This window comes from Ectobacillus panaciterrae DSM 19096 (assembly GCF_000430785.1).
Classification (GTDB): domain Bacteria; phylum Bacillota; class Bacilli; order Bacillales; family Bacillaceae_G; genus Ectobacillus; species Ectobacillus panaciterrae.
Genome location: NZ_AUMR01000055.1, coordinates 1 through 26,235 on the forward strand (window position 1 = coordinate 1; position 26,235 = coordinate 26,235).

The 26,235-nt window shown below is 37.9% G+C and carries 24 protein-coding genes, 1 pseudogene and 1 riboswitch; of the genes and pseudogenes, 10 read left to right on the forward strand and 15 right to left on the reverse strand.

Annotated elements, in window-relative coordinates; translation table 11 throughout:
* The 3 genes from H540_RS29715 to H540_RS0114080 all read left to right on the forward strand — a co-directional run.
* A partial coding sequence (locus H540_RS29715; RefSeq protein WP_051317107.1) for a MarR family winged helix-turn-helix transcriptional regulator occupies positions 1-432 on the forward strand: 432 nt, incomplete at its 5' end.
* 330 nt (positions 433-762) lie between these two features.
* A complete protein-coding gene (locus tag H540_RS0114070) occupies positions 763-1,650 on the forward strand; it encodes an alpha/beta hydrolase (protein ID WP_028401223.1) in 888 nt (295 codons plus the stop codon).
* A gap of 701 nt (positions 1,651-2,351) precedes the next feature.
* The gene (locus H540_RS0114080) at positions 2,352-3,605 is read left to right on the forward strand and encodes a dicarboxylate/amino acid:cation symporter (protein WP_028401224.1); all 1,254 of its coding nucleotides are present in this window, start codon (positions 2,352-2,354) and stop codon (positions 3,603-3,605) included.
* Between the two features lie 388 nt (positions 3,606-3,993).
* Here H540_RS0114080 and H540_RS0114090 read toward each other — a convergent pair whose 3' ends face one another.
* The 4 genes from H540_RS0114090 to H540_RS29725 all read right to left on the reverse strand — a co-directional run bounded on the left by H540_RS0114090 (position 3,994) and on the right by H540_RS29725 (position 7,167).
* On the reverse strand, positions 3,994-4,212 hold the full coding sequence (locus H540_RS0114090) for a hypothetical protein (RefSeq protein WP_028401226.1): 219 nt from the start codon (positions 4,210-4,212) through the stop codon (positions 3,994-3,996).
* Positions 4,213-4,472: 260 nt separating this feature from the next.
* Positions 4,473-5,489, reverse strand: a complete 1,017-nt coding sequence (locus H540_RS0114095; RefSeq protein WP_028401227.1) for an NAD(P)H-dependent amine dehydrogenase family protein — start codon at positions 5,487-5,489, stop codon at positions 4,473-4,475.
* A 123-nt stretch (positions 5,490-5,612) separates the two neighbouring features.
* Positions 5,613-6,518 carry a LysR family transcriptional regulator gene (locus H540_RS29720; protein ID WP_051317108.1) on the reverse strand — a complete coding sequence of 302 codons (906 nt, stop codon included), beginning with the start codon at positions 6,516-6,518 and terminating at the stop codon, positions 5,613-5,615.
* 301 nt (positions 6,519-6,819) lie between these two features.
* Positions 6,820-7,167, reverse strand: coding sequence for an MOSC domain-containing protein (locus H540_RS29725; RefSeq protein ID WP_051317109.1), 348 nt, complete (start codon positions 7,165-7,167; stop codon positions 6,820-6,822).
* Between the two features lie 506 nt (positions 7,168-7,673).
* On the opposite strand from H540_RS29725, the gene cls reads away from it, so the two are divergent.
* The 3 genes from cls (at position 7,674) to H540_RS31440 (ending at position 11,369) form a co-directional block, all read left to right on the forward strand.
* Positions 7,674-9,173: a cardiolipin synthase gene (cls, locus tag H540_RS0114115; protein ID WP_028401228.1), complete on the forward strand. Its 1,500-nt coding sequence runs from the start codon at positions 7,674-7,676 to the stop codon at positions 9,171-9,173.
* 255 nt (positions 9,174-9,428) lie between these two features.
* Positions 9,429-10,526 carry an AI-2E family transporter gene (locus H540_RS0114120; RefSeq protein WP_028401229.1) on the forward strand — a complete coding sequence of 366 codons (1,098 nt, stop codon included), beginning with the start codon at positions 9,429-9,431 and terminating at the stop codon, positions 10,524-10,526.
* Between the two features lie 282 nt (positions 10,527-10,808).
* A complete protein-coding gene (locus tag H540_RS31440) occupies positions 10,809-11,369 on the forward strand; it encodes a hypothetical protein (RefSeq protein WP_051317110.1) in 561 nt (186 codons plus the stop codon).
* A gap of 236 nt (positions 11,370-11,605) precedes the next feature.
* Here the strand turns inward: H540_RS31440 and H540_RS29735 are convergent, their stop codons facing one another.
* Complete coding sequence (locus tag H540_RS29735; RefSeq protein WP_162144534.1) at positions 11,606-11,962, reverse strand: FixH family protein; 357 nt, start codon at positions 11,960-11,962, stop codon at positions 11,606-11,608.
* Between the two features lie 602 nt (positions 11,963-12,564).
* Between H540_RS29735 and H540_RS34645 the strand changes: the two are divergent.
* Positions 12,565-12,834: pseudogene (locus H540_RS34645) on the forward strand (DUF4183 domain-containing protein); the annotation flags it as partial.
* Between the two features lie 136 nt (positions 12,835-12,970).
* Here the strand turns inward: H540_RS34645 and H540_RS0114135 are convergent.
* Positions 12,971-13,255: a DUF4183 domain-containing protein gene (locus H540_RS0114135; protein ID WP_028401230.1), complete on the reverse strand. Its 285-nt coding sequence runs from the start codon at positions 13,253-13,255 to the stop codon at positions 12,971-12,973.
* A gap of 1,153 nt (positions 13,256-14,408) precedes the next feature.
* Here H540_RS0114135 and H540_RS29740 point away from each other — a divergent pair.
* Positions 14,409-15,008: a hypothetical protein gene (locus H540_RS29740; protein WP_034671023.1), complete on the forward strand. Its 600-nt coding sequence runs from the start codon at positions 14,409-14,411 to the stop codon at positions 15,006-15,008.
* A gap of 556 nt (positions 15,009-15,564) precedes the next feature.
* Here the strand turns inward: H540_RS29740 and H540_RS0114145 are convergent.
* Both H540_RS0114145 and H540_RS0114150 read right to left on the reverse strand, forming a co-directional pair.
* Positions 15,565-16,230, reverse strand: a complete 666-nt coding sequence (locus H540_RS0114145) for a hypothetical protein (protein ID WP_028401231.1) — start codon at positions 16,228-16,230, stop codon at positions 15,565-15,567.
* 60 nt (positions 16,231-16,290) lie between these two features.
* The gene (locus H540_RS0114150) at positions 16,291-17,646 is read right to left on the reverse strand and encodes an arsenic transporter (RefSeq protein WP_028401232.1); all 1,356 of its coding nucleotides are present in this window, start codon (positions 17,644-17,646) and stop codon (positions 16,291-16,293) included.
* A 261-nt stretch (positions 17,647-17,907) separates the two neighbouring features.
* Between H540_RS0114150 and H540_RS33195 the strand changes: the two genes are divergently transcribed.
* Entirely contained in the window at positions 17,908-18,051 is a 144-nt protein-coding gene (locus tag H540_RS33195; protein WP_155891024.1) for a hypothetical protein, read from the forward strand.
* 659 nt (positions 18,052-18,710) lie between these two features.
* Here H540_RS33195 and H540_RS0114165 read toward each other — a convergent pair.
* From H540_RS0114165 to H540_RS0114180, 4 genes are all read right to left on the reverse strand, one after another.
* Positions 18,711-19,496 carry a DUF4247 domain-containing protein gene (locus H540_RS0114165; protein WP_028401233.1) on the reverse strand — a complete coding sequence of 262 codons (786 nt, stop codon included), beginning with the start codon at positions 19,494-19,496 and terminating at the stop codon, positions 18,711-18,713.
* 12 nt (positions 19,497-19,508) lie between these two features.
* Complete coding sequence (locus tag H540_RS0114170; RefSeq protein ID WP_028401234.1) at positions 19,509-20,015, reverse strand: DUF4178 domain-containing protein; 507 nt, start codon at positions 20,013-20,015, stop codon at positions 19,509-19,511.
* Positions 20,016-20,036: 21 nt separating this feature from the next.
* A complete protein-coding gene (locus tag H540_RS0114175) occupies positions 20,037-20,441 on the reverse strand; it encodes a DUF350 domain-containing protein (protein ID WP_028401235.1) in 405 nt (134 codons plus the stop codon).
* A gap of 104 nt (positions 20,442-20,545) precedes the next feature.
* Positions 20,546-21,211 carry a PspA/IM30 family protein gene (locus H540_RS0114180; RefSeq protein ID WP_028401236.1) on the reverse strand — a complete coding sequence of 222 codons (666 nt, stop codon included), beginning with the start codon at positions 21,209-21,211 and terminating at the stop codon, positions 20,546-20,548.
* Positions 21,212-21,653: 442 nt separating this feature from the next.
* Positions 21,654-21,818, forward strand: a riboswitch (M-box (ykoK) riboswitch).
* Between the two features lie 238 nt (positions 21,819-22,056).
* Here H540_RS0114180 and corA point away from each other — a divergent pair.
* The gene (gene corA, locus H540_RS0114190; protein ID WP_028401237.1) at positions 22,057-23,028 is read left to right on the forward strand and encodes a magnesium/cobalt transporter CorA; all 972 of its coding nucleotides are present in this window, start codon (positions 22,057-22,059) and stop codon (positions 23,026-23,028) included.
* A 60-nt stretch (positions 23,029-23,088) separates the two neighbouring features.
* On the opposite strand, the gene H540_RS0114195 is transcribed toward corA, so the two are convergent.
* From H540_RS0114195 to H540_RS0114205, 3 genes are all read right to left on the reverse strand, one after another.
* The gene (locus H540_RS0114195) at positions 23,089-23,748 is read right to left on the reverse strand and encodes a PspA/IM30 family protein (RefSeq protein WP_028401238.1); all 660 of its coding nucleotides are present in this window, start codon (positions 23,746-23,748) and stop codon (positions 23,089-23,091) included.
* A gap of 1 nt (position 23,749) precedes the next feature.
* Positions 23,750-24,352 carry a hypothetical protein gene (locus H540_RS31445; RefSeq protein ID WP_051317112.1) on the reverse strand — a complete coding sequence of 201 codons (603 nt, stop codon included), beginning with the start codon at positions 24,350-24,352 and terminating at the stop codon, positions 23,750-23,752.
* A gap of 508 nt (positions 24,353-24,860) precedes the next feature.
* Positions 24,861-25,973: a metallophosphoesterase gene (locus H540_RS0114205; RefSeq protein ID WP_028401239.1), complete on the reverse strand. Its 1,113-nt coding sequence runs from the start codon at positions 25,971-25,973 to the stop codon at positions 24,861-24,863.
* Positions 25,974-26,235 lie beyond the last annotated feature (262 nt).

Genomic DNA, 26,235 nt, shown 5'->3' on the forward strand with positions numbered 1-26,235 from the left:
GTATTGATTCAGTTAATCCGAGTCACACATGAAGTAGAACATGAACTGACTTCCAAGCTATCGTACTTCGGACTATCCGATCGAAAGTATAAAATCTTATTATCTTTGTTGAATCATGAGCGTCCTCTTAATCCTTCAGAGTTAGCTGATTATGCAGGAGTTACTCGTTCCACCATAACGGGTTTGCTGGATGGGCTTGAAAAGGATGAATTCATTAGAAAGAGCATGCCCGAGGATCGGAGAAAAACAGCAATTCATGTAACAGAAAAAGGAAGGCAAGTCGTGAACACATTGACTCCCCTTTATGGTACCTATATTACAAACATTTTCTCGAAGATGACCAAAGAGGAACAGTTGCTTTTGATGGATCTACTGGGGAAAATCAAGAGTGGCTTACATTATGCAAAAGATCATAACGTTTTCCCTACATGATTTGATTTACTAGGTACGGAATGCTATGAACAAGGCGTTCATGCGTCCGTATAGCCAGATAGTTCGGTTCCGTACTATCTAATTCGTTTTTAACTGGATAGTGTTATCATTGTTTTCACCATAAATCCCAAAGCAAAAGGAGCCGTTAGGCCGACTTTTATATATGCCGGTCAATTGGAGTTACGATGTAACTTCATAAAAGGGGTAGCACGCACAGTTTAACGTTTTTATACGCTAAAGGAATCTCAAAATTGAAGAAACTATTGATGGCATGAATCAATTATTAATTAAAGCTTTAAAATTACAATATAACCTAAGGAGTGAACAACAATGGACAAACAGCAACAATTAGAAATTGCCCAAAAATTGCGCATGAACGTCGTCGGTACCGGCTCTGCGCTCAAACCGAGCTCCCTGCCATCCGTGCAAAGGGAAGAAAGAATAATCCCTTCCTCTTTTGGCGGTACCCGTGTGCTGGTATATAAACCTGACAATGCATTATCTGCTCCGCTGCCTGTATACGTCAATATGCATGGAGGCGGCTTTATCTTTGGAAATGCGGACATGGATGATGTTTGGTGTAAAGTGATTGCCGATCGTGCCAGTTGTGCAGTGGTAAATGTCGATTACAGGCTTGCGCCAGAGCATAAATTCCCAATCGCTGTTCATGAATGTTATGAAGTTGTGAAATGGCTTCATGACCATCCGGAACAATTTTCAATTAACCCCGAAAAAATAGCAGTTGGCGGCCATAGTGCGGGCGGCAATCTGGCTGCAGCCGTCTGTTTGTTAAATCGGCAGCGTGATAACGAACTTCCAATTGTCTATCAGATTATCGACTATGCACCGCTCGATTTAGATACTGACCCGGCTCTAAAACCGACATTCGAGGAAGCTATTCCGGTGGAGTTTGCAAGAACGTTTAATTCTTTATATCTTGAGGCTATGGAAGATGCCCGTAATCCGTTAGCTTCCCCTATTTTTGCAGAATCACTTCATGGCCTGCCAGAAGCGTTAGTGATCACTGCTGAGCGGGATTCGCTTGCTGCAGAAGGGGAAAAATATGCAGAAAGATTGAAACAAGCCGGCTTGAGGGTTATGTATAAGCAGTATAAGGGAGTAGCCCATGGATTCACCCATTATGGCGATTTAGTTATAGCAGAAGAGGCTTGGCACCTTATGAGTGACAAGTTGAGAGAAGCTTTTGCAATGTCTTGATAAACCTCTACGCAACAGTGAAAATTCAAAGCTTGCAATCACCGATGTAGAACGATTGTCACAATAAATTTCCAATTTGATTACATCTACTTTGCGGGTGGTGTCAGCTTCGCTGGTACTACCCCATCGCCATCAAGGTAAGGCAAAATCATATCCCAAAAATGAAAAAAACGCTATTCTTTCAGTAGAATTTCTAGAAAGGATGGCGTTTTTTAATGAATCTTTCTGTCTCAGATGAACTTCACCTTTTTTCACAGGAATTACAACGACATATGTCACCCCACGCTCTGGAACAACTGGCTTCACCTTAAAATGTCGTGAAAATAGCTTTAAACCTGTCTCAAAGCTCATCTCTAAATCAAAAACTCAATTGGAATTAGTAACATTGAGTTTTGAGAATCCCTTAGCGTATAAAAACGTTAAAATGTGCGTGCTACCCCTTTAAGTAAACATCAAAACAGAAAGATTAATAATTAACCCTTATAAATTTATAGCGATTTATTATTTTACTGAATTATTAAAAAATGATACGATATTCACAAAATTATTTACATTGGAGGTTATCTATGAAAAATGCAGAAACAATTTTTAGAAGCTATTTCTTCTTTCTCATTGAATAGCTTCAAAAGAGCAAAGGGTTATCTGGCAATCGATATAATGTGTGATAATGTTATTAATCTATCGTTTAGGGAGGACAACCTATGAAAAAGTTTTTTGCTTTTCAAGTGTTAATTGCATTGTTTATTGGAGCACTTATCGGACATTTTTTTCCTGAACTTGGCCAAGCCTTAAGACCAGTTGGCGACGCTTTTATTCATCTCATTAAAATGATTGTTGTACCTATTGTTTTCACTACTATTGTCATTGGGTCATCAGGCGGCGGAAGCATGAAAAAAATGGGTTCATTAGGACTTAAAACCATTATTTGGTTTGAGTTTATTACCACTCTGATTCTAGGTATTGGTCTTTTACTTGCTAACACTTTAAAGCCTGGTGCTGGGCTTAATTTGTCTCATCTTGCCCAGAAAGATATCACAAAATTAAATGAGAGCGTTTCCAAGGTTGTCGATTTTAAAACGATGCTTGTTAACATCATTCCAAGCAACATTGTTGATGCGATGGCAAAAAGTGATTTATTAGCTGTTATATTCTTCGCTATTTTATTTGGTGCAGCTGCTGGAGCAATTGGCAAAGCGTCAGAGCCCGCAATGAAGTTTATGGAATCAGTTGCAAATATTATGTTTAAACTGACACAAATGGTCATGGTAACTGCACCGATTGGTGTACTCGCTCTCATGGCAGCCTCTGTAGGTCAGTATGGTATCGCCCTTTTAATCCCTATGGCAAAGTTGATTGGGGTTGTGTATCTTGGGCTTGCTATTGTTATTTTCGGTCTGTTTCCAATGATTGCTTGGTTCTTTAAGATTTCTTACTTTAAAGTGTTTCGAATGGTATGGGATTTGTTCCTTATCGCTTTTTCTACAACAAGTACGGAAACCATTCTGCCTCAGTTAATGGATCGAATGGAAGCATACGGTTGTTCGAAACGTGTTGTTTCATTCGTTATTCCTTCTGGGTTATCACTGAATTGTGATGGTTCGACATTGTACCTTTCTGTTTGCTCTATTTTCTTGGCACAAGCATTTGGCATCCCGATGGATTTTGGCCAACAGTTGATTTTAATGGGGGTTCTTGTTGCAACCTCAAAAGGAATTGCTGCTGTTCCATCCGGTTCGCTGGTTGTACTTTTAGCTACCGCCTCAGCAGTAGGGCTTCCTGTAGAAGGCGTCGCAATTATCGCAGGCATTGACCGCGTGCTGGATATGGCACGTACTGCTTGTAATACACCCGGACATGCTCTCGCTTGTATTGTGGTTTCGAAGTGGGAAAAAGAGTTCCGTCAGAAAGAATGGATTAATGCTCAAACCGAACAGTCAAGCATTCGACAGGCATAAGATAAAAGGAGCACACATGCTTTTCTTGTTCTCCGTCAAATGTTGAGGTGAGGGTCTTCGGACCTCACCCTTTTCCAATGTGAATCCCCATCCTTTTAAACTTTTGGGCTAATAAAATCTTGTCTCAAAAGCACTCAAAACTCCTGAAACCAAAGGCATTCCCTTTAAGCACTTTGCTCGAATGTTGATTCCTTCTAAAAGCCGTTTGAATAGCCATACACAGAACGATTCAGATTCTCTGTCCGCCAGTCTTGGAATTGTCTGAATGACCCTGCTTATTTCAAGGAATCCCGCAGCTTCGACCCTTTTATAAAATTCCTGTAATTCTCTTTTAACAGGAGGCATTTAATCTTTCCCCATCTCCAAGTAACAGTTTAAATGCCAACGCTCATTTTCCGAAAGGGGATCCTCTTGTGCATTGTAATAGATATGCTTCATGCGTTTGCACTTCTTGCGGCCATAGTTGTGAAATAGCTATTGCTCCCGTCTCCTCACCATATTCCACCGCTCTCTGCAGATAGCGCTTGACGATAGACGTTTTTCTCCGAAAATCGTTTCCACCTTTGTCACCTTCCTCTTTTAATCCCCGAATACACGCAACCTCCATTCTCTTTACCTGTTTCTCACAATTTAGGTATAAAAAAGGTTATTTATTTCTGCAAATGAAAGTATGTCTGGACCTCAATATATATTTTAAAGACGCTTTTCTCAGGGGCGTAGGGAAGAACTATAGTCCCCTTTTTATGAGTGGTTTATGGAGGTCAGGGGAATGGCTATGGAAGTCTATTGATTGGATTTAAATGAGAAAATAACAGAGGAAAAGATAACAGAGATAAACATATCACTGGAATCTTTTCCTCTGTTATTTTAAAGGTGAATGCTTCTTGTCAATCTGATGTCTTTCATTGTTTGTAGTCCTGGCTTTACTTCCAGCGCAACTATTTTGGCAGTGTTGATAATGATGGATGCTGTTGCTGAGTCGCCGAAAATACCACCTGGAACTACAAGCCTTTGCTTCATGTCTCCATCGATTTCTATCGCGTCTTCTGATTCATTAACCGAAGTTGCCATAACAAGGTCAAGCTCGATGTTTCTTCCATCTTTTGTAGAAGCCTTGGACACTTGGTGAAGACCGATTACTTCTCCGGCTTTCACATCAAAATGAGGCAATGAAAGCGGCTCGTCTGTCACTTTTGGATTGATAGAGTTTTCTACACTTTCGAGATTGAAGTTAAGACCAGCGGCAAGGAGACGAAGTGATTCTTCAAGGCCAACGTGGCCGATTTTTCCTTCTGCAGCAAGATTATTAAATTCTTCCTCTGCCATTCCGACTCCTACTTTTTTCTGTAAAGGAAGGCGGCGCTTTTTCACGTCAACACGACGAGTTACGCGTATAGATGAGATATCGCTCAGAACAGATGTTAAACTTAATAAGAGCGTATCCATGACATACCCCGGGTTAACGCCTGTTCCGATTACAGTTACCCCTTTTTCAGCAGCATAGCAATCAATTTCCTTTGACAATTCCGGATAACGGTGCCATGGATAAGAAAGTTGTTCGCAAGTGGAAACAACTGAATAACCGTTGTCCACTAATTCTTTGATTTGCGGCCAAACTGTTTGCAAGTTTGAACCAGTAGCATGAATCGCAATGCGCGGATAATCACCGTTTACTTCTACTTCTTTAATAGAAGATACAACCCGTATGCCCCGCTTTTCTAATCCTGTTAGTTCGCCGATATCTTTTCCAATCTTATTAGGATCGATATCAACGGCTCCAATTACTTTTCCTCGCAAATACTCTTCACACTTTTTCAAAATTTCCATTCCGATTGGTCCAAGGCCATATACCACAAGCTCAAAATCTTTTAACGTTTTATCCATATTATCTTCCCCTTCGTTCTTAGTATAATGAAATCTTAACAAACCAGTATTCTATTTAGAAATACTGGTTTCTTATACATTAATAACGAAGAGATATAAATTCATCTCGAATAATTACTTTTCTTATAAATCGATTTTTAGTTTGGAGAGAAGCTCCACCATATATTTCGTATTTTTCCTGATGTATGGGCTTTCTTCCCAAACAGCTGAGATAGAGCTCTCCAGTTGAATACCTTCCAAATCCAAACATGTAATCCCTTTAGAATCGATTAGCTGAAACATATCCATGGGCATCAATGTAACAACGAAATTATTTGAAACAAGATTCGAGATCGTCAACAACTCGGAACCGCTGCAAATTGTTTTTGGCGTAAAGCCTGCTGTTTCACAGGCTGTTTGAAGCAACTCATGAAGAGCTGGTGACTGATCCGAATCGTAATGTAAAAAGAAATCATCTTTCAGCTCTTTCAAAGCAATCTTTTGGCGTGAAGCAAGCTTATGATTAGCAGACACAACTGCCATAAGTGGAGACCGTTTAAGCTCCAAATGCTCAATACCCCTTTGATTGATCGAATGGAAGTTGACATGCGTTCGTATAAAACCAATATGATATTCTCTATTTTTGATAAGTTCAGTTGCATGCGCAGAAGTCGTCTCTTTAATGCTGAATTCGATATTTGGAAATTGTTCATGCAGATTTTTCATGATTTTAGGCAAATAAAGGCTGGCCGCTGATGGGATGGTCGCGATTTTTACAAGATTCGGCATTTCAGCTGAGTTCATTACATTTGAGACTGTGTTTTCGATTTGGTCAAAGGATGGGGCCACTTTCTCGAACAAATATTTACCTTCCTCAGTCAACTCTACACTTCTCGTTGTACGATAAAGAAGTTTTACTCCAAGCCGTTCCTCAAGAATATGGATTTGTTGGCTAATTCCGGGTTGGGAGACATGAAGATTCCTGGATGCCTCTGTGAAATTCAACGTGTTGGCAACTTCAATAAAATAACGAAGGGAAAGTAAATTCATCGTTGCACCTCATATTTTAAAAGATTAATTATATATTATTATAACCAGTTCTGGTGCAACCTCGAATGCTGTCAAAATATATACAAAAATATGCGTACAGTTCCGAACATTTAAGTATATTTAAACATGAAAATTCGGAAAATCATACAGAGTTCCGAATAAACGTTTCATTTGACAGAGTAATATTCAGGTTACATTAATTGTCCAATTCTTTTTGCACCAGAACCACCTAAAGTATCACAACGTTGTTGAAACTGTTGATACAGACTTTCTGGTAACTGAAAATACTCATTTAAAGTTACTAATCAACTCCCCTTAATCTTGCTTTCGTATCCACTTCAATTCCGTCTAATCGCTTTGTCAAAGTCTTTCTCCAATTACTTGAGAGTGCATCGATTTCTAGTATCTCTTCTATTGCTTCAAAATTTTTCTTATCCTGATGCATAGTATGATTCGCAAATTCTACAGTTATTTTTCTAGGATGTCTTTGTATAATATCAATAGTTGAATGGGTTTCTACCCATCCTTCTTTTAATACTCTAAAATAAAATCCAGTGTAGCCTGTATTTTGAAACCTAATTGGTAAGTCAGCTACATTATATCTCTTTGCAAGTTTAAAGCAAGGCTGTCTAGGCTGACTTATCTGCACAACTATATGCCAGTTTTCAATTCTTTACCTTTGTCTTGGACTGTTATAGGCTTTCCTATATTGATTGAGACAATTTCAATTGACATTAATACAGAATACCTCCTTTTAATAAGCTCCATATTTTCCCCTGTGATCTTCATAAATCCATGTTATGCCACTTCATAAAAGATACCGGAGTCTGTTAATATAACAAGCCCCGTATTTTCTTGTGGTATTCAAACTTCATTCCCTGCATCTAAGCTTCTTCACGGCATTTCAACTCTCCTTTTCTGCCCTTGGAAAAAGCATGATAGCATGACAGCCGTTCCATATATGATATAAACGTTGACCGCAACAGCCCGGCGATTTAATAAAAAAACTATACGGGATAATGTACACCCTCCTTGTCTTTTATGCTGCATAATGATACTTATTAATTAGAGGAAAAATGATGCGTGCAAAATCGGACTTATTCTTTTCCTTTTAAATTGTAGTTTCATCTTAATGATAGATCGGAGATACATATCATGCTAAAACGAAGAATTGAATTCCTGTTTGTCTTAGTAATGATTGTCGCAGCTTATTTTGTGTTCTTTACACATGTTGCATTTTACTTGAAAGCTGCTTTCATCTCATTTTACATTGCAATTATCTTAATCAGTGTATATTCCTTAATGCTTGAAAACCGTACGGCCCAGCATACTTTATTGTGGATATATGTGTTAGTGTTCTTTCCGATTTTGGGGTATATATTTTATCTGTACTCCGGTCAGCTCTCCTTAAAAGGCTATCTATTCAAAAGCAAGCGGGTAAATGATCGGGAATTATTACGTACTATTGAAGCAAGGGATTATGAACCGGATTTTTCATCCCTTAACGATCATCAGCGCTGTTTTGCTCAATATTGCGACCGTGCGGCATTGACAATGATGAACAACGCTACACAGACAAACGTTTTAAAAAACGGGGCAGAAACCTTTGAAGCAATTAAAAAATGCTTAAAAGAAGCACAGCATTTTATTCATATGGAATATTATATTTTCCGTTCTGACCGGCTCGGCAAAGAAATTATTGATATTTTAATGGAAAAAGCGAAAGAAGGAGTAGCAGTACGATTTTTATATGATGCAATGGGCAGCTTGACGTTTGCAAACTCTGATGTGGAAAAAATGAAGAAAGCCGGTATTCAAGTACATCCTTTTTTACCAATCAAGCTTGGCTTTTTTAATCAAAAGTTCAACTTTCGCAATCATAGAAAAATTATCATTATTGACGGAAAAATAGGATTTGTCGGCGGACTGAATGTCGGGGTGGAATACCTTGGCGAAGATGAGAAAATCGGCTTCTGGCGCGATACGCACCTTGCTCTTGAAGGAGCTGCGGTTCAAACCTTACACGCAGTCTTTCTATTGGATTGGGAATATGTCTGCAGCGAATGCTTATTACAAGAAGACTCTTATATACAGCCAGCTTCTGCAAAAGAGGATGGATTGGTCCATGTAGTCGCGACAGGTCCTGACACACCCGATATGAGCGATTTCTATTACACAATGATTTCATGCGCAACGAAGTCCATTTGGATTGCCTCTCCTTACTTTGTACCTAACGAATCAATTCGAACGGCACTCCGAGTCGCTGCTCGAAAAGGCATACAAGTACGCATTATGCTTCCTGAAATTAATGATGGTTTTTTAACGCAATACGCAACAAGGTCTTACATTCCAGAGCTACTGCGCTGCGGCATTGAAATTTACTTCTATAAAAAAGGATTTATGCACCAAAAGGTTTTGATTGTAGATGGAGATGTCGCTTCTATCGGCACGGCAAATATGGACATGCGCAGCTTTCAATTGAACTTTGAAGTAAACGTGTTTTTGATCGGATGCTCTTCCGTGCAAGATTTAGTGACGCATTATGAAGAAGACATAAAGGACAGTGAACGAGTGAGCCCTGTTCAGTTTTATAAAAGAAGTATGCTTGAACGTTCGAAGGAGTCATTCGCCCGTTTGTTTTCAGGGGTTTTATAAGGAAAGTACAACAGAGCCGTTCTTAAACGAATGACTCTGTTATTCTTTTTCATACATCATGTTCCAAAATATAAAAAGGAATAGCAATATAAAAATGAAGTATCTTGTTATAAGGATACTTATCCGCTAAACTTAGCAGGAGGCTTCTTTCCTTGAGAGATAGCATTGCTTGTGAACTACCTGCCACCTAGCTTCGCTTGAAGAGGAAGACTTCTTTCGGAAAATGTTAAAATTTAAAAGAATGAGGTTGAGAATATGCCGCAAACAAAAATATTCCGATTCGGCTATGGCATTTTACTGATTTTTCTTATTATCTGGGTAGGAACGAAAATCGATTTCATCTTTCGCCCAGTAGTCGCCCTTGTACAAACTCTTTTTTCTCCTTTTCTGGTAGCCGGGGTTTTGTATTATTTGTTTCGTCCTCTGGTGAACTATTTGGAGTCAAGAAAGGTGCGCCGCTCCCTTTCCATATTGCTTATTTACGGAGTGGCCGGGGGGCTTATTACTCTATTAGTTTATCTTCTTGGTCCAATCTTGCAAAAACAAATTAACAGTTTGGTTCACAACGGTCCAACATTGATTGAATCTGCTCGTGTGAAAATACAAGAATGGCAGCAAAACGAATGGCTCAATCGTTTCCAAAATAACAGCACCTTGAATTTGGAACAGCTTTCTGAACAAGTATCCAAATATTTATCTTCAAGCTTAAAAAATATTGGAACTAACATCGCGAGCTTCATCGGTGTTATTACAAGCATTGTAACGGTATTCGTCACTGTGCCGTTTATTCTATTTTATATGTTGAAAGAAGGAGAAAAAGCTCCTCAGCAAGTGCTTCGTTTACTCCCTCCCTTACAGCGGAAAAACGGACGCAAAATATTGGCGGATCTCGATGCAGCACTGAGCTCTTATATTCAAGGTCAAATCTTTGTCAGCATTTGCGTGGGCGTCATGCTTTATATCGGTTATTTAATCATCGGCATCGATTACTCCCTCGTTCTGGCGATTGTTGCGATGTTTACGAATGTCATTCCATTTCTCGGCCCGATTATCGCAATTATCCCTGCGCTTGTTGTTGCGGTGCTGAATTCACCTTCCATGATTCTCAAGGTGCTCATCGTCATGGTCGTTGCCCAGCAAATCGAAGGAAATATCATTTCACCGCAAGTTATGGGCAGAACGCTTTCTATCCATCCGCTCACCATCATCTCCATTTTACTTGTAGCAGGAAGTCTCGGCGGGGTTCTTGGATTAATTCTGGCCGTTCCTATATATGCAGTTCTGAAAGTAGTTGTTCAGCATGCTTATCGTTTGTGGAAGCTTAGAAAAGAAAAGAACATGGAAAATACCTAATTTTTTATAATATTCTAAACGAATGGATTTAGTTTTGCTATAATAAGTTTAACCATTAGAATCACTTCTTTTCATAACATTCTTTCGACGTAAGACATGCCTCCTAGCATGTCTTCTTCTTTTTCTCCATTAACCTTCCTGAACCCCTTTTCTGGTTTCAATTTTATTTTTTAGAAGTATCTTGTAATCTTTTTGTTTTCATTTTGCAGGATTTTTATTGTCTTTTATCTAAGAAATATATAAGCAATAAATATTATTACTCTGTGTGGAGGAGAAAATAAGATGATAATAAAAGACCTGCTTGAAGAATTAAAGAAATCAGATAATACAGTGGCTGCCATTGCAAAAAGTATAGACGGTATTGGAGAAAAGAAGTTAAGAATTGCCCTTAGAAATGCCGGTTATGAGTTCAGAAATTCTGGGCAAACAGGATGGTACTATACAGCAGAACAAGGGGCAGAACCCTTAGAAAGAAGCATATTTGAATATATTTCTTCCTCCATTGATACATCTCAAGTCATACAGAGGAAGGCGAAGGTAATACAAACACCAGAAGATGTATTGCCAAGGGAAGAAACTAGCAATCTCTACCCTATCCCTCCTTTCAGTGAAGAGGAAATAGAAGTATTGAAAGCGCTAGCAAAGGACATGTTGCAAGAAAGAGAAAGGTTCATGTTGCATAAAAGGATTATGGAAATTGGAAATGATAAAAGGAACAAGAAAACTTACTCCATTAGTAAGGGAGTTTTAAAGAAATTTGATGCCTTTGCAGAAGAGAAGAAATTCAATAAATCAGAGCTGTTAGAAGTAGCCCTTTTAGACTTAATGTGCAGATATGAGTAAAAAATCTTACCATACTGCACAGGAGCTTTACTGTACTTGAAAATATTAACTTATATAAATCAACAGAGCTTCTGTATGGAGCTATTAGAGGGCTTAAAATAGCCCTCTTTTTTATATTATCTACAAAGGTAGACCTTTACAGATAATATAAACACCTTATAAAATCAAGGATTTTCATGTTCGTAAAGGTCCAAAATAACTTTACAAACGTCTATTACCACAGAAACATTTAATCATTAATGATGGTCATGATGTCCAGCGTGATCCTGTGATTCTTTCTGCAATAATTTTAATTCTTCTTCAGAAATTTTTCCTACGATCACTTGTTTAGTTGGCATAACATGTAAATCATGGGCCGTAACATCTGCCTTAATATAGTATAGACCGTCTTTGTTAAACGTTTTTTCTGCACGATAAATTCCGTCTCCCTCATACTGGGCTTCTATCACTTCATGATCTTTATTGTTATCTTTTTTCCATATTTCAAACTGGATATTAGTCGCATTATCTACTTTTTTACCCTCTTGAGTCAGCTTGATCTTTAACATCTGTGACAGTTTTTTGGCATATCTAGCACATGACCAGAGAGCCAAAACTCGCACCATTGCAGCAATGTATAGAATCCTGCATGTCTCATAATATCGAAGAGTAAGAGAATCCCTTTCTACAAAAGGATTCTTGACGAAATCCAACTTCCGATAATGATATGTTATGTAAACTTCATATATATAGGATTTTGTCTCATTTCCAGCTATTGAATCTATTCTTATGTGAAATCTACTTTTAACTATATTAATCGCCGTTCCAATTGCAACTAACAACACATAGAGTATAATATCAACGATAAAAAGGTTTCATGAAAGGATGAGGCTTTTTTGTCATGTTTAAAGTTTCCATAGTTGTTTATTTCCAAGGGTTATAGCTCAGAAACCAAAGTAGTGCCTACTTTGGTAAATATACTGTATCTCATATTCTTCATTTGATTTAGGATAAACATACAAGCAAAAGTAATCAACTGTAATAGGGTTGGTATTATATTGCAAAAAAAGGAGGTTACTTTTTGTCTTTATTTAACAAATATAACAAACCAATCAAGTGTTGCTGCTCTTGTTGCCACTCTAATCCCTGTTGTTGTTCTCTTCCAGTAGGATCATTTTCATCATTCGGAGGAATACAAGTACCCCCACCTCCATCTCCAAGTCCAATCCCTACAACTAATTTATTGTACTTTACTTTTTCTGACGGTCAAAAACTTATATATACAAATGCTGATGGCTTAGCGCAATACGGAACAACTCAGATATTATCACCAAGCGAAGTTTCCTATATTAATTTGTTTATTAACGGTATAATTCAACCTCAAACTACTTACCTCGTGCAAGCAGGAGTATTAACGTTGTTAACACCAACAGCACCTGAAGCAGGTATACCGATAACACTTCAGTTTATCCTAATTAATCATTAAAAAACACGAGTTCTCCTTTTGGAAAAAAACTCGTGTTTTCGTACATAACTAGTTTACAACAAATTCTACGTGAACAGGGACACCTGAGTCGAGCGCAGCTCCGCTTTGTTTTGTTTTTTATAATTGATTCAAATAACTAATTTACAATGAATTCAATTATAATTGGGGTAGCAGTATCAAGAGCAGCACCACCTACAACAGTTACTGCAGTAGTGGAAAGACCTGTTACAGTATCACTTGTTTGAAGTACACCATTAATATATAAATTTACAACCGCAGGTGAAGAAGGAAATGTTGAAGTACCACCAGTATCATTGGTGAAATTTGTATTAGTAAATGTTAAGTCAGCACCTGCAACTGTACCGGTTGCTGCTGTAGTTGTAAATCTTCTTCCCGCCATGAACGGTTTAACTATAGCCATAAATACTCACTCCTTTCCTTTTTTAATTTATTAGGATTAGGTCTTTTCTTACAGATCCCGTTAATCAAAATAAGGAAGCTTGTCCTTTTTTACACTTTGTTTGGGAATCTTTCCAAGTAAGCATAAATCCTTTTCCTATTTTATATATTTATTCATATATTATATTTTAGAGACGGACAATGACCTACAATATAAACCCAATTACGTGAATAAATAAGTAACTACCGATAACACTGATTATGTGAACAAGAAATCCCTTCAACTTTACATGAAGGGATTTTTTTTAGTTTATGAATAGATATGTTGAGTTCCAATAAGGGGTACCGCTCCATGTCCATCAAGCTAATACTTTGAAATACCCCCAAAACGAAAATTTTATCCCTCTACAGTTATTTCTGAGAATTCGCCTCGTTTTTTTATTTTGGGAAACAACAAATTTCTTAACTTGATGGATGTTGGGCACTACCCCTGTAAGCATGTTTAGTCCTAATGCTTTTAAATTTCGTTTCTAGCAATCGTTTAGATGTTTTGGTAGTTCTTATTAACCAGCAATTAAAACCTCTTAAAACAAACGTTAAGCTCTTTAAACTATAAGAATTAAGTTATATATAAATTTCCACTTTATAACTTGAATGATAGAAAAACAAAAAGAGCAAAACCCTAGGATACAAAAGGCTTTACTCTTTCTCGTAAGTTATAAGCTATATAGAATCTTATATAGCTTTAATAATTGAGATTCATTCTACACCCATCTCTGGCATCGGCCCCACCTACGCCAAATACCTTGATAGCCACCTGTGCTATCCAACCCATTTCTATTATAACTGAAAGCGGTTACATTGTAAATAACAAATATTTTATTTTCATAATATTATTAATAACTAGATTTAGGTTTGCTATAATAATTTTAACCTTTAGAATTACTTCCTTGTTTGTGACATTCTTTCGACGTAAGACATGCAACTCCTATGCATGTCTTATTTATGTTCTTTTCTCTCTATTAACCTTTCTGAATCCCTTTTCTGATTTAAATTTTATTTTTTAGAAGTATCTCGCAATTTTTTGTTTTCATTTTGAAGGATTTTTGTTGTCCTTTATCTAAGAAATACATAAGGAATAAATAGTATTTCTTTATATGGGGGGCGGAAATAAGATGATAATAAAAGACCTACTTGAAGAGTTAGAGAAACCAGAAAACACAGTGGCGGCCATTGCAAAAAACATAGATGGTATTTGCGAGAAGACGTTAAGAATTGCCCTTAGAAATGCCGGTTATGAGTTCAGAAATTCTGGGCAAAAAGGATGGTACTATGTAGCTGAGCAAGGAGTAAAACCCTTAGAGAGAAGTATATTTGAATATATTTCTTCATCCATTGATACAACTCAAGTAATACAGAGGAAGCCAAAAGTAATACAAACGTCAGAAGAAGTATTACCAGAGATAACACAAACACCAGAAAAGGGATTCCTAGGGGAAGAAAAAAGCAATATCCGCCCCTACCCTACGCCTCCTTTCAGTGAAGAGGAAATAGAAGTATTGAAAGCGTTATCAAAAGATATGTTACAAGAAAGAGAAAGATTTATGTTGCATAAAAGGATTATGGAAATTGGCAACGATAAAAGGTACAAGAAAACTTACTCTATTAGTAAAGGGGTTTTAAAAGAATTTGATGCCTTTGCAGAGAAAAAGAAATTCAGTAAATCGGAACTGGCAGAAATAGCGTTACTAGACGTAATGTGTAGATATGAGTAAAACACCTTACCATACTGCACAGGAGCTTTACTGTATTTGAAAACATTAATAAATTAAAAATATGTCTGCTATATGGGGCTATTAGAGGGCTTAAAATAGCCCTCTTTTGTTTACATAATCAGTGTTATGGAAGGGAGAAGAAAATTATGAAACTTTTGATTGAGCTATTAGGGGCTTTATTTATTTTCTTTTTTTCTTTTTACATTACTCGAAATAAGCAAACCTCAATAAAAAAACGCAGATCCCGAGGCTGAAGATAAGGTCTGCGCTTCTCATAAAATATCGGTTAAGCCACGATATTTATTATATTATGTTAACATTTTTGAATTTTATACATCACTAGATACTTTAAGCATAACAAAAAGGCTTCACGCTTCGTGAAGCCTTTTTGTCACTCACATTTACTTCTAGGTTGTTGTGAGATGGGAACATCTCACACTTTTAAGATGTTTCAAATTACCTAATTTATACAATAACCTCTTTATTTACATAATCAGTGTTATCGGTAGTTAATTAGATTATAAAAAACTCTGACTTTATTTACATTAGAGGCTACTTACGGAACATGTACAGATTTGATATGAGTAAGTTTCAAATGCATAGTTTCGCCATTTGCAGTTACCAATTCAATTAGGTTATCCTTTACTTTTTTTAGTAATCCAATTTTATCTGGATCTTCCCCCATATCAAATATTACTAGGTTTCCCTCTACTTTTTTTAATTGTTCTTCCCAGGAACGTTGTAAAGGAGTATTAGAAAGTTTAATAGGCAAAGATTCCATACTAAGGGTATAAGGTGTAACATTCGGATTGTATAGGGTTAGCCATTTTAAATGATGTAAGGAAATAAGCATAGTTTTGTATACGGGTGTATAAAACACAAGATAATCACTTAACACATTTGTAATATATCCATGTAATGACTGATTCCCCACAACTTGGATTTCAGTAAAAAGTCCTTTTGCATTCGTTAAAATCGAACGATAGGATATAGACTTGACTTGTTCAGATAATGAAAATCCAGTAGGCTGACTAATCTCTCCGTTTGTTTTATCACTAAGCTTTATTTTATGGACATGTAATAAAGGAATATAAAGATACCTTTGCCCATCAAATAGTACTAAAATATCGTTTCCTACATCAGTGAGTATTCCTTCAAAAAACTTTTCTCCTGTTATTTTCACAATAATTTGTTTTTTTAGTAATTGCATTATGTTTTTCAAAAAATCTCCTTTCTAAAGATCTTTTATATACAAAACTGTTTTATGATTTTTGATACGCGATTAAGCGAAGACGATTTGTATCCAGTTATATAACAAAAATAAAGTTACAATTACTGTTGCTGGAATGACAATCAATGATACGTTTAAATAATCTTTCCATTTCACTTTGATCTTATTTTGTTTTAAGATGTGCATCCAGATTAAGGAGGCGAGTGTCCCAATAGGCAGTAACAATGATCCTACGTCGCTTCCGATAATACTTGCAAGATACATGGTCTTTAATGTGACAGGATCCAGGTGCATTTCTGTTAACGCAATGGTTCCAATCAACAAGGCTGGATGATTATTAAAAAAGTTAGATAATATGGAGACTAATCCGCCCATGATAAAGCTTGCTTCGAATAACCCTTGCTTTACAATCGGTTCGGTTACTTGCAAAAGGAGCGCTGTTAATCCTGAGTTGTGAAGGCCATAAATGAGCACATACATGGAAAAAGCGAAAATCAGGATGTGCCAAGGGGTTTTTTTCAATATATCAATAGGATTTGTGCGTAAATGGTACCATCTCCACACAAGCAACACGAGTGATCCCAATACCGCAACAAACTCAATTGGAATCGCGAAGAAAGATGCGACAAAGAGTGAGCAGCGCATGATAAAAACAAACAGCAAGATTTTTAACATAAATTTAGTGCGTTGACGTTTGGTTTCAACCGAAATCTGCCCTTTTAACGGATGAAAGTCTTTCGTGAAAAATATGTGTTCAATGTCATACGCTGAATTAGGTAATTGTTTTGGCAGTTTTCGTTTTACCACTACGTACATCAACCATGACATAAACAACAACCCTAATGATGCCGGTATAAACATCATCGCAGTATGCATGTAAAGAGTCATATGAACAATTTTCAATGCAATTAAGTTAACAATATTGCTTACCCCGATTGGAGCGCTTGAAGCTGTGGCAATCAATGCGCCAGTTAAAAGGTATGGAATTTGTTGATGGGGTTTTAATTGAAGGTTTTTGAGGAGCAGAATTAAAATGGGGGTAGTGATTAAGATACTGCCATCGTTATTAAATAACAGTGTCATCAAAAAACATAACAACTGAATATACCAGTATAGACGATAACCTGAACCTTTGGCTAATCCTGCAAGTCGTGCAGCCGACCAGTGAAAAAAGCCGAAGCTTTCTAGGATAACAGCCATGACGATCGTTGCGATAATGGTAATTGAGGCGCCGCCAATCTTATGGATAATATCTAGAACATCAGTACGAGATACAACGCCTGTTAATAAAATAATCCCTGCGCCAATTGCTGCTGGCCACGCTTCGTTGATGCCCTTCGGTCTCCAAAAGATCACTGCTGTTGTGATAAGGAACACGAAAACTGAAATCATCATGTGGATAGTCATTGTTGTATTGTTTCTTCCTTTCTGGATTTTTTTTGTATCTGCTTGTCCGATATCTAATCATATTTATATGCAACTCTATCAAAAAAAAGCTAGACATTAGACTAGTTATTCTAATATGTACGTTTGTCCCTTATGCTTTATTTTTGGATAAAATGGGTATTTGCCGGTTATATACCATGAATAAAAATGGGGAAATTGTTCAATCCCTTTCTATCTATTTGTATAATATGTTTTATAACAAATAATAGGGGGGGAAGTACGATGAAGTTCTTAAAAAAGTTTTGTATTATCGGGATTGGATCTAATCTAGTTGTAGTCCTTGCTATGTTTCTCCTTCCTGTTTTTCTTATTACAGATCATGTTGAATTTTTTGAAAAATTGACATCCTACATTTCAAAAGAATAATTCTACTTATTTAAGGCTGCCTATGAAAGGGCAACCTTTTTATGGTTATATAAGTCAGGTGTTGGAAACTGATGTTGTATATTCTATACATGTGAAATTTACATAACATATCATTATTGGAAGTTCTTTTGTTTCTGGAATCCCTTCATATCAAGGGATTCTCTTACTCTCCGATATTATGAAATATGCAGGGTTTTATACATTACTGATTTAACGCGGGTTTTTAGAGGATCTTTCTATACCTCAAGTCGACTCAGATTCAATAAATAGATTTATTTTCTCTGAATACTTACGATGAGATGTTACGATGAAGTATAAGCGTGAATTGTTACGAGAAGCACTTGAAAGAATTGAACAATCAATGAAATTATTTAAAATAAATATAAATGAAGCATAAGATAGTCATTAATCGTCTCATGCTTCATATTACAATCATCCATTTAGTGGTTCTGGTACAAACACTTGGGGGAAGTATGCAGAGGCGAACAGAGCCAATTAATATAAATGCTGATATCAAAGAAAAAAGCACACTCAACTTTATGTTGATGAGTGTGCTGATTTTTGTGAGATTTCTTCGGTTACTTGGGTTAAAACTCCCCAAAAAGGGAATCCGTTAGATTTATCCGTTCCTTTTTTATTCCCATCGCAAAAGCGACTCATTATCTCCGCTTCGTAATCCGCCCTGAGCCGCCTACTTTTGTTTTAGGAGGAGAGTTATTTTTAGGAGGAGAAATACTGGACGATTTCGGCTTAACATCTGACCCGTCTGAGCTATTAGGAGATTTTATGATTTTTCCTTTATTTTCATCTGACGGTGCAGTCTGACTCTCTTTTTTAATTACGCTGTCCTTTGAGCCGACAGTTGAACTTGAGGTGCCCGCATTATCACTTCTCTTAATAATAGAGCCGGTTCCTTGCTTAGTTATGGGCGGAAGAGTCTTCTTCTCTTGCGCAGTCGGCGTATGATAATCAATGACCGGCTTGTGACTTTTACGATCAGTATAGCCGCGGTAATCCCCCTTGTATGACCGATGAGAACCGAATATATCATCAAGGATACTTGCTAATATATACCCTTCTAAAAATGAAGGATTATAATTTTGACGCACAAATTCCTTATTGCTTACTTCGATCAGCGTGTCAGATGGTTTCTCTTTGTCCTTCTGAATGTTATACCATTCGTCAGGATACACAAGAAACATTTGATCGTTATCTTCCTTAGAGCTTTGCTCCGGTTTTTTTTGGTCAATCAGTTTTTTAGCTACCTCGGGAACCGATTGATTTTCCGCTCGGTATACAAGCGACTCTTGGTTTCCCTCTTTTAAAACTGATTCCAGCGGATATAAAGATTTAACAGATTGATCGCTGCCGCAGCCTGTTAAAATGGAAGCAGCAATTACAACAGCTAAGGCTGCTTTTATAATCCCAAACAGCCATTTTGACATAATTGTGCCCCCTTACGTTGCCCGTATCACCTGTACATCTGCAGGCAGAACCGATTCCCCTTCGTACATCATCGTACGGCCTTCCTGCCATTCGATTCTGAGCAATTTACGATTATCAGACTGGAATTCCCAAATATGCTGCTCTCCTGATTGCGCAAATGGTGTTCTTCCAGTAACTGAGGCACGGCAAGAATATTGCTCTTCCATATAATACGCTGTATCCTCCATCTCAATTGTAGTAGGGATTTCGTTGATAGAATCTAATCGCCCGTCAATCGGAGCATACAGCTCATAATATACCTTTTCCCGATTTTCAATCTTTAAATAGCGTACGGTGCGGCCGTCCTGAAGAGTTAAGAAAATCTCGCTCCGTTCATGCATGCGTGTTTTCCCGATAATTTCATAAGTAACCAAGGATACTTCAATAATATCCCCAGGCTCTAACGAAAGCACACTTTTTTCAGCCTTAGGCGGTTCAGGCTTCTTCACAATATTTTTAATGCGGTTAAATAAACTCAAGGACTCGCTCTCCCCTCCATATTATAAACATGCTGCCAAAATAAGGGCGCCAACGATGTGCAAGGAGCCTGCCAAAAGCGCATGAGCCATACTTCCTTGTACAGTTCCCTCTTCTAAATCCAAACCAATTGCCTTTTTCAAAACAAACTCTGTAATCCTCTCTAGCACAAGCAATATTACAAACGATACAAAAGACGCCAGCAGCGCTTGCCACAGATCATTCGACTTGGATATAGATTGTGACAGAATATACCCTTGCGCAAACAGCTTCATAACAAACCGAGTCGTTACCGCAACATTCCCGTTTTTCATCTCTGTTAAATCTTTGTATTTCGTAAAAATGGAATCAATCCACATCAACAGAAACAGAAGAGCTGCGCCGGAAGCTGTCCATACCAGCATAGCCAGAACATTCATCCATGTCATTGCGTCCCCTCCATTACACAAAAACAGAGAACCGGCATACCTCATTTGCTTCTTTTCGTGTATGCCGGCAACTGTCGTTCATTTATAAATTATGCTCGCATTAATTATTTTCCGTACTGCTTCATAATCTGAGCCAGCTCGTCTTCAACCTCTTTATTTTTGCTCAGATTTGCAAATTCCTCATCTAAGGACTTTTCTTTCTTGTATATTTCTCCGCTTGCTTCAGCTTCTGCTTCCAGCTGAAGGGCTTTGTCTTCCATGCGCTTCAACCCGGCCATTGCTGTGTTGGAATCAAACCCAGCCATCGCTTTGTTGATGTTCTTTTGTGCTTTTGCCGCATTCACGCGCGCTACAAGCGTTTCACGTTTGTTCTTAAGTTCTGTCACTTGCTTGCGCATTTCCTCTAGTTTCGCACGTAAGTTATCAGCCGCTGCTTTATTTTGTTCATAGCTTGCTTTGTATTCGTTCACTTTTTGTTCTGCATTCTTCTTTTCTTCTAAAGCACGGCGTGCAAGATCAATATTTCCTGCTTGTACAGCCGTATGTGCTTGCTCTTCACGCTTTGCCACAAGTGCGGCTTGCTCTTCATATAATGATTTGAATTTTTTCTCAAGTGCGATTTGCGCAGCTACGCTTTTCTCTGCTTCTTCTACGTCTTCCTGCATGTCGCGCAAATATTGATCCGTCATTTTAATCGGATCTTCAGCCTTTTCAATTAAAGCATACACATTGGACATAGTTAAATCGCGCAACCGTTTAAAAATGGACATTGAAAAATTCCTCCTATGAATTAACTAAAATATAAAATTACTTACCTGTATACCAGCATATTACGCCATTTAACAAAAAATTTCTAATAAAATTTTTAAAATATTGGAAATCCATTGGAAATTCCTTTCTGTCATGTTAAAAACGTCTTTTTATAGTGGGGAGAGATCATCCAGCTAAGCGTAGAAGCGGTCAAACCTTTGTAGTGGTTCATACAAAAGTAAACCAGAGAGAAGAAGCATACCATACTCCCTTTTGGTTACACATCGCACATGGACATGTCGAATTTATTATTCCCTTATATGTAGATTAATGAACCTCTCCGCTTATTCGCTTCCGCTTCTGGAAGTGAGGATATTCTCGCCTAATTTAGGATAAACAGTTCGTCCCTTCAAAACCCATTTGACGCACATGCACCCTAATGCTACAATGAAAAAGAATTTAATAGGTCTCTGTTAGGTGAGGCTCCTGTATAGAGAAACGCTGCTGCCCAAAAATGTCGAGAGACGCCAATGGGTCAACAAGAAGGATCGGATAGAAGGTCTTTTTTAACGTAGCTGGTTTGAAACCTATGCTGTACAGTGCTAAAGCTCGACGAGGGAGAGGTGCGCTTGTAATTATAAACTGCTCTGTAATAGGCAGTTTATTCTTCGTGGCTAGACATTAAAACCTTTACTCCTCGAAGAGTAAAGGTTTTTTCATGAACAAAGGAGGTGAGAGCATGGACCCTGATAATCCCCGCTCGTGCAAGTACACAATACAAAGCGAGGCTGCCCATTTCATGCTCCTCACTATTTGGAACAAAAATGACGCAAATCGCCTCGCATAAACCAAAGAGGTGAACATTATGATTAAAACATATTTATATAATGCAAAAGAACAAAAAATGGAGCAAAATATTTCATTAAGCAATATTCACTCCTGTTTATCCCATCCTGAAAACTTATTATGGATTGATTTATATGATATAAAAGCCGATGAGCTATATGAGATTGCCAAAACATTCGGGTTTCACCCGCTCGCAATCGAGGATTGTCTGCATGACAGCCCAAGAGCCAAAATCGATGACTACGAGCTGTATAAATTTTTCGTCTTTCACGCTCTTCGATACAATGAAGAAAGCGATAACGAAATTACAACACTGGAATTAAACGTATTCCTTGGCCCTAATTATGTCGTCACCATTCATAAGCATAAACTGCGTTGGTTAGGACAAATGGACGCTATCTGTTCAGTAAGTGCGAAATATATGAACAGAGGCGCAGACTTTCTTTTGTACACATTAATTGACGGGATAACCGATGAATATTTTCCAATACTTGACCGCATTGGCGTCCGGATTGATGAATTAGAAGACGAGATGTATGACGAAGGAGTAAAAGAAGTAACAGAAGAGTTCTTGGCTCTAAAACGAACCATTATCCTCATACGCCGCGTAATTTTACCGCAGCGAAGAATTTTTTTAACCATTAACAGCCGCTGGAAATTTGATATTCAAGAAAGCAATATACCGTTCTACACGGATTTAATTGACCATATAGAACGAATAGTAGATTCTACTGAAACATACCGTGACTTGGTGAACAGTGCCTTAGAAACCTATTATTCTATTATTAGCGCAAAATCCAGCGAAAAATTAAATGTCTTAACTATCATCTCTACCATTATGCTTCCATTAACATTCGTCACCGGATTTTTTGGCATGAATGTTCCGTTGCCGTACCAGCACTCTCCCATCGCGACAGTCATCATCTTTGCCAGTCTGATTATACTGACATACGGCATGTGGAGATATTTTAAAAAGAATGAACTATTATGAATGCCCCATTTCACTTCAACAATAAAGAGCCAATGTTCGCTTGAACATTGGCTCTTTGTGTTACTTCGCTGCTTTTAGCTGTTCTAACTCCCTTTGTACCGTTTCTTGCAATTGCGTATCCAAGGATGCAAACTTTGCAGGGCTTGTAAGTTGATGGAAGTAGCTGCTTGCGGCTGCTTCTGCCTCTATCTTTTGAACGTATTCTTCTACTCTCGCAAACCCCTTTACAGCATTTTCAGTATGGAAGGAAGCCAAAACTGTTTGTCCTTCCTTAATGGCTCTTGCTGCATGTGCTCTTGATACTAATACAAGCTTTTTATACTGCAGTTCTTGATACTTTTCCCGCAGCTTATCAATTTGCTCGTACAGCACGGCAGTCTGCTGCTTCGTGACCTCGTATTGCTCTCGATACATTTTGGCTTTTTCTTCATGAAGAATTTTTTCCTGCAAAGCCAGTTTCGCTATTTCATCCTCATTTTTAGAAACAGCAAGCTCTGCTTGCCGAGCGCGCTTTGCGACAACCGCTTCTGTCTCGATCACAAGAGTTTCGTATTTCTTCTCCAAATATAACTGATTTGCCAGCGCGTGCTGTGCTTTTTCTACCTGCTCTTCCATATCGCGAATATATTGATTCAGCATGCTCAAAGGTTTCTCCGCCTTGTCCAGTGCTTCATGCACATCAGATAATACAATGTTTCTTACTCGTTTTAAAATACCCATATTATTTGTCCTCCTTTGTAATGTTTCTTTCCCACTCATCTAAAATATCGGCATTTCTGCTTACTCCCGCATGTACAGGAGACAGAAATGGCTCAACTGTAATATCTTCATTCATACGATTTTTCTTCCAAATTTTATACAGCCAGTAAATTGCTAAAGCAATTAAAATGAATGGCATGATTGGAAGAAGTGCCAAGAACATAAGGAATGTGCCTGTCCATTTTTTCCACGTGCTGCCGTCTGCACTTTTTCGTACGAACCAGCCGAGGATGAAAAGAACTAGCCCAAACAGGAACGGAATGAAACCAAATCCTCTATGCTCTCCTCTGTGGTGGAAGCGGTCAGGGCTGAATCCTTGCTCAAAAGAATGCGGACCATTGCCTCTGCCTTGCATATGGAACTCGCCTTGTTGAAGAGCCTCAAATCTATTAGCCTCACCTCCCTTATTGAAAAACGCTTGATGATTCTGATGGATAGCAAAATTACTTCTGTGTCCCCATCCTCCAAAATCAGCTGTGCGAAGGCCAACAAACAGGATGATACTGAGAATTGGCAATAAGATGAACCATTTCCAAGCTTTGCGTGTTTTTTTCTTAGTTTCCATTATTTCTCCTCCCTTGAATCACGAGACTGCTTCCCTATACAATCACACTTTGCTACATCGTTCGGATTGTATACGCCTCGCCCTTCATATTTTTGTGCATTATCATTACTGCAAGCAATTTACTTTCTCTTACCGGTACAAGGACTATTATTGAAGAAAAGTCTTAATTTTTGCTTAAGTGATAAAATAAGTAATTATTTTTTTGAAATGAGGAAAGCCTTTTTTAAATGGGCGTAGAGCGCCTGCAGAGTATAGTAGCGGTCAAAGCCTTTAAGACGCCCTCAACTATGTCTTTTGACTAAGCATATAGATTTATTTTTTATATGTCGTATGCTGTGAGCATGATGTTCAAAATATCGGAAGTATTGCCGCTACATTTTATAATTTCTTTTCCTTCGGAGAAAAGCTTATAAATCATCTTAAAAAAAAGCCATGCGTACAAAAACGTGTACGCATGGCTTTTTTTAATACGTATTCTTTTATGCAGCCTTTTGCCATAGGAAGTTCTTCATCGAAATCGAATAGTAATATCTATAATTTCAGAACGGCTCGCCAGCCGAATCGGCGGTCCCCATGTTCCAAATCCTGAAGAAACAATAACATGCATTTTCTTCTTCAATAGATAACCCCAATCCAATTCAAATAATCTTCCTGTAATCCAATGATTAGGAGCAAATTGGCCTCGATGGGTATGACCGCATAATAGAAGGTCAACACCTGCGTCTGCAGCTTTGTCGAACTGATACGGCTGATGGTCCATCATAATGATAGGGCGTATTACATCTAAATCCGCCAGCAAGGACGTTACGCTTAATCGTCCGTCTGGATCGGCACTTTCTGCGGTTTTGTCCTTCCTGCCTGCGATATACAAAGCATCATTCACTAGCACAGATTCATCTCTGAGCACACGAATGCCGATTGCATTCATTTGTTTTACGTATTCCTCAATATGTCCCCCGTAATATTCATGATTGCCAAGCACTGCATAAATTCCATATGGCGCTTGCAGCTGCTTCATATTTTGAGACATTTGCTTTCGAATAAAAGGTTCAATAACGTCGTCGATTACATCACCAGGAAGCAAAATCAGATCAGGTTTTAAATCACTCATACGTTCAACCAGCCGTTTCAAATGACGATTGCCCACAATATTGCCTAAATGAAGATCGGACGCAACAGCAATTCGCAGCTCTTTCAAATTGTCAGCCTTTTTATCAATGTTCAGTTCATACGTACGTATGACAGGACTCCACGCATTCCATGACCCCCGAAGAAGCAAAGAAACAAGCAAGATTATTACGATAGGGCTAATAATAGGAATTGCAGCATTCAAACCCAATTTTTTCAAAAGCCATGCGGCAAGATCAGCGATAGGAAGTAAAATCAAGGCAAATTCCATTACTGCGAAATAATAAGAACCAATGAACTGGAACAATCTTCCCACCGGTCCCGGCAGCAGACGAAATCGCCCGAAAAGATAGGACAATGCAATAACCCAAAATAAAACCCAATATACGCTTGACAGGAAAGGGACTTCAAAATAAGAAAGTACGAAATAACCATGCCAGCCGATATAAAGGTTTACTGCAATATACATAAGTACAATAAGAAAAAACCTCATCAAGTTTCATTAGCTCCTTTTTGTTTTATTTTTAGTTCATTCTACTTCATCAATGTAAAAAGCAGTTTCCAAAATTATTTGCTCGCTCTGCACTCATAACAATATCTCCCCATTAAAGAATTTTTTAATCCTTATCTTATCAGAAGGAATGATAGGTGAGTACGCACTTCATTTACACAATATCATATCCATAGTACTTTACGCTTATTTTATCTCACACGAAAAAACCTTGCGTACTCCCTCTGTACGCAAGGCTTTTCAT

Excerpts from the sequence above, each read along its gene's own strand:
- H540_RS0114180 (WP_028401236.1), bottom strand. The coding sequence starts at position 21,211 with ATGTCCATTTTTAAACGGTTGCGCGATTTAACTATGTCCAATGTGTAT.
- corA (WP_028401237.1), top strand. The coding sequence starts at position 22,057 with ATGATTAAAACATATTTATATAATGCAAAAGAACAAAAAATGGAGCAA.
- H540_RS0114080 (WP_028401224.1), top strand. The coding sequence starts at position 2,352 with ATGAAAAAGTTTTTTGCTTTTCAAGTGTTAATTGCATTGTTTATTGGA.
- H540_RS0114090 (WP_028401226.1), bottom strand. The coding sequence starts at position 4,212 with ATGGAGGTTGCGTGTATTCGGGGATTAAAAGAGGAAGGTGACAAAGGT.
- H540_RS29740 (WP_034671023.1), top strand. The coding sequence starts at position 14,409 with ATGATAATAAAAGACCTACTTGAAGAGTTAGAGAAACCAGAAAACACA.
- H540_RS0114165 (WP_028401233.1), bottom strand. The coding sequence starts at position 19,496 with ATGTCAAAATGGCTGTTTGGGATTATAAAAGCAGCCTTAGCTGTTGTA.
- H540_RS0114205 (WP_028401239.1), bottom strand. The coding sequence starts at position 25,973 with ATGAGGTTTTTTCTTATTGTACTTATGTATATTGCAGTAAACCTTTAT.
- H540_RS33195 (WP_155891024.1), top strand. The coding sequence starts at position 17,908 with ATGAAGTTCTTAAAAAAGTTTTGTATTATCGGGATTGGATCTAATCTA.
- H540_RS0114135 (WP_028401230.1), bottom strand. The coding sequence starts at position 13,255 with ATGGCTATAGTTAAACCGTTCATGGCGGGAAGAAGATTTACAACTACA.
- H540_RS0114070 (WP_028401223.1), top strand. The coding sequence starts at position 763 with ATGGACAAACAGCAACAATTAGAAATTGCCCAAAAATTGCGCATGAAC.
- H540_RS29720 (WP_051317108.1), bottom strand. The coding sequence starts at position 6,518 with ATGAATTTACTTTCCCTTCGTTATTTTATTGAAGTTGCCAACACGTTG.
- H540_RS31440 (WP_051317110.1), top strand. The coding sequence starts at position 10,809 with ATGATAATAAAAGACCTGCTTGAAGAATTAAAGAAATCAGATAATACA.
- H540_RS0114175 (WP_028401235.1), bottom strand. The coding sequence starts at position 20,441 with ATGACATGGATGAATGTTCTGGCTATGCTGGTATGGACAGCTTCCGGC.
- H540_RS0114095 (WP_028401227.1), bottom strand. The coding sequence starts at position 5,489 with ATGGATAAAACGTTAAAAGATTTTGAGCTTGTGGTATATGGCCTTGGA.
- cls (WP_028401228.1), top strand. The coding sequence starts at position 7,674 with ATGCTAAAACGAAGAATTGAATTCCTGTTTGTCTTAGTAATGATTGTC.
- H540_RS0114120 (WP_028401229.1), top strand. The coding sequence starts at position 9,429 with ATGCCGCAAACAAAAATATTCCGATTCGGCTATGGCATTTTACTGATT.
- H540_RS0114195 (WP_028401238.1), bottom strand. The coding sequence starts at position 23,748 with ATGGGTATTTTAAAACGAGTAAGAAACATTGTATTATCTGATGTGCAT.
- H540_RS31445 (WP_051317112.1), bottom strand. The coding sequence starts at position 24,352 with ATGGAAACTAAGAAAAAAACACGCAAAGCTTGGAAATGGTTCATCTTA.
- H540_RS0114150 (WP_028401232.1), bottom strand. The coding sequence starts at position 17,646 with ATGACTATCCACATGATGATTTCAGTTTTCGTGTTCCTTATCACAACA.